The 2,931-nt window shown below is 59.9% G+C and carries 3 protein-coding genes; 2 read left to right on the forward strand and 1 reads right to left on the reverse strand.

What is annotated here, in order from left to right; all coding sequences use genetic code 11:
• Nucleotides 1–41: 41 nt before the first annotated feature.
• Nucleotides 42–1,229, forward strand: a complete 1,188-nt coding sequence (locus EOA32_RS35745) for an FAD-binding oxidoreductase (RefSeq protein WP_128374196.1) — start codon at nucleotides 42–44, stop codon at nucleotides 1,227–1,229.
• Between the two features lie 17 nt (nucleotides 1,230–1,246).
• Here the strand turns inward: EOA32_RS35745 and EOA32_RS35750 are convergent, their stop codons facing one another.
• On the reverse strand, nucleotides 1,247–2,158 hold the full coding sequence (locus EOA32_RS35750) for a LysR substrate-binding domain-containing protein (RefSeq protein ID WP_128374197.1): 912 nt from the start codon (nucleotides 2,156–2,158) through the stop codon (nucleotides 1,247–1,249).
• 141 nt (nucleotides 2,159–2,299) lie between these two features.
• On the opposite strand from EOA32_RS35750, the gene EOA32_RS35755 reads away from it, so the two are divergent.
• The coding region (locus tag EOA32_RS35755; protein WP_189407665.1) for a trimethylamine methyltransferase family protein at nucleotides 2,300–2,931 on the forward strand (632 nt) is incomplete at its 3' end.

Here is a 2,931-nt window from a genome sequence, read left to right on the forward strand (position 1 = left end):
GTGCGGATCGTCCGCCGCGCTTCCCGACCTCCCCTGCGAGAGTGAGCGGGTTGAGCAACAGTCATGCTGGCCTCCAAGCGAATTGCGTTACGGCCCATCGCGGACCGCGATCGACTATTGCCGGCTGGGGTGCGGCCGGGCGAAACTCGGGCTTCATGATCGATCTGCCGCATGAGCTTGGCGGCGAGAATTACGGCGGAGGTCAAGAGCACGACCGCAAGCGCATTCGCATGAACCGCGCAGCCATCGAATTTTCAGCTTCGGCGGCGGATGAATACGGACTGCAGCGCTTCTTCGTTCGCGCCGGCAAGTTCCATGGGGCTGCGACCGATCACGGACTTGCCGCTCTGCGCGAGTTCGAAGAGCACCTGGCCGGTCTCGATGAGCCGTTCGAGCGGCTCGACGGGACGCAGTTGAAGAAAATCACTGGAACCGACTTCTTCGTCGGCGGCACGTTCACGCCGGGGACGGTGATGGCACAGCCGGCCGGCTTCGTCCGCGGAGTTGCGGAAGGGTTGTCGAGCCGCGTGCAGATATTCGAGAAGTCTGCGGTCACGTCCATACAGACCGGCAAGCTGCACACTGTGAGAACGACCGAGGGCGAGATCATCGCGCCGCGGATAATACTGACGGTCAACGGTCATCTCGAAAGCTTCGGCTTCTTCAAGAAACGCCTGCTGCACGTCTTCACCTACGCCAGCATGACAAAGCCGCTTGCCAAAAGCGAGCAGGCGGCGTTGGGCGGTGAGCCGCATTGGGGCTTAATCCCGGCTGATCCGATGGGATCGACCATCCGGCGCATCGGCGACCGCATCGTCGTGCGTAACACTTTCACCTATAACCCCGACATGTCGACGAGCCAGAAGCAGATCAACCAGATCGGCGCCACGCACGATCGATCGTTCCGCACGCGTTTCCCAATGCTGGGTGAAGTACCGATGGAGTTTCGGTGGGGAGGCCATCTGTGTCTCTCCCTCAACTCCGCTCCTGCCTTCGGCGAAGTCGAGGAGAGGGTGTTCGTCGCCGGATGCTGCAACGGCCTGGGAACGGTGCAGGGCACCCTCTACGGGATGTTGGCTGCCGACCTTGCCGCCGGCAGCGACGAACCGATGATCGCGGATGCACTGAACGAGCCGGCACCGTCTCGACTTTACCCGGAGCCGCTGATGTCGATCGGTGCGCCGCTGAAGCTGTGGACGATGCAGAGGCGCGCGGGCAAAGAACTTTAGCTAGAGGCCTGCTCGAATTAACTCGCCCGTTCTTGGGCTGAGATCTCTCTCAGCCATTCACGAAACAGTTCGGCGGCGGGCGACAGCGTGCGATTATCGTTCCAGGTAAGATAGTATCCGCCCGGCGCAGGCATCTCGAGGTCGGTTATTCTTACCAGTTTGCCCTCTTCTATCAGCGGCTGCACCAGGCGATGCCAACCGACCGCGACACCTTGATTGGCCTGGGCAGCCTGGAGCGTGACGAAAAACTTTCCGAACCTCCGGCCGCGCGGAGTGCCATGAGGTATTCCAGCGCGACGCAGAACCTCGTCCCAGTCTGCCCAATCAGGATCGACCCAGTTCACGTGCAGAAGCGGGAGCTCAGACAATGACTCCGCCGTGGCATCCCGGTGCACCTGTGCAAAGTGGGGGCCGCAGACCGGATAGATCACGTCATTCAAAAACAGTTCGGTAGTCTCGTCGGGCCATGAACCGAATCCGTATCGGATGCGCAACTCCACCTCAGAGCGGCGAAAATCTCTTGAATTGTCAGATATGAGATGATCGACCGCAATCTCGGGGTGGCGTCTCCAGAACCCGGGCATCCGAGGAATCAACCACATCGATGCGAAAGCATCCGAGCAGGCAATGGTAACATTCTTTGATCGGTCGCCGCGCTTCAGTGTTCTGACGACCTCCGAGGCCTTCGAAAAGCCATTTGCCAATACAGCGTACAAATCCTCACCAGCGCTGGTGAGAATGACGCCGCTTCCCATCCGCACGAACAGAGGAACACCGATTTCCTCTTCAACAGCCTTGATCTGTCGGCTGACCGCTCCCGGAGTCACGTTGAGCTCAGAAGCCGCAAGCTTGAAGGACAGATGTCTGGCCGATGCCTCGAACACAGCAAGGGCGGTAAGAGAGGGAAGATCGTAATATCGCCGAACCATAAGCGCCCGAAGTTTGCACCGACCAGTAGCTCTTTAGTCAACACGGGGGTGAGACTTTTGCATTAGGTCAGTTTCCACGAGTTAGGCAATAGTCGATCGCGGTCCGCGATGGGCCGTAACGCAATTCGCTTGGAGGCCAGCATGACTGTTGCTCAACCCGCTCACTCTCGCAGGGGAGGTCGGGAAGCGCGGCGGACGATCCGCACGGCGCCGAAGATCGACATGCTGCCGACGCTCAAGCGCGGCCTGCCGGTGATCGAGCCGATGAATGCCGAGCAGGTCGAGCGCATTCACCAGGCTTCGCTTGCGATCCTGGAAGAAGTGGGTGTCGTGTTTCGCGACTCGATCGCGATCGAGGACTGGAAGAGAGCCGGAGCGGACGTACGAGCGGATGACCGCGTCCATCTCGACCGCGGCCTGGTCATGGAACTCATCAAGACCATTCCTTCGAAGATCGAATATTTTGCTCGCGATCCGGCGAAGAATGTCGAGCTCGGTGGGCCGAAGTCGATTTTTGTGCCGATGACCGGCGCGCCCTATATGCGCGATCTCGACGACGTCAGGCGTGGTCCCACGATCGCGGACCTCGGCACCTTCCACAAGCTGGCGCATATGATGCCGGCGCTGCAATCGTCGGCGCACCATATCGTCGAGCCGATGGACATCGTCGTTGCGCATCGGCACCTGCACATCACCTATTCGTCGATGAAGCATTCCGACAAGATCTTCATGGGCATGACCACCTCGCCCAAGAACGCCGAGGACGTACTCGA

Origin of the sequence: Mesorhizobium sp. M1A.F.Ca.ET.072.01.1.1 (assembly GCF_004023325.1) — a bacterium.
Lineage (GTDB): Bacteria > Pseudomonadota > Alphaproteobacteria > Rhizobiales > Rhizobiaceae > Mesorhizobium.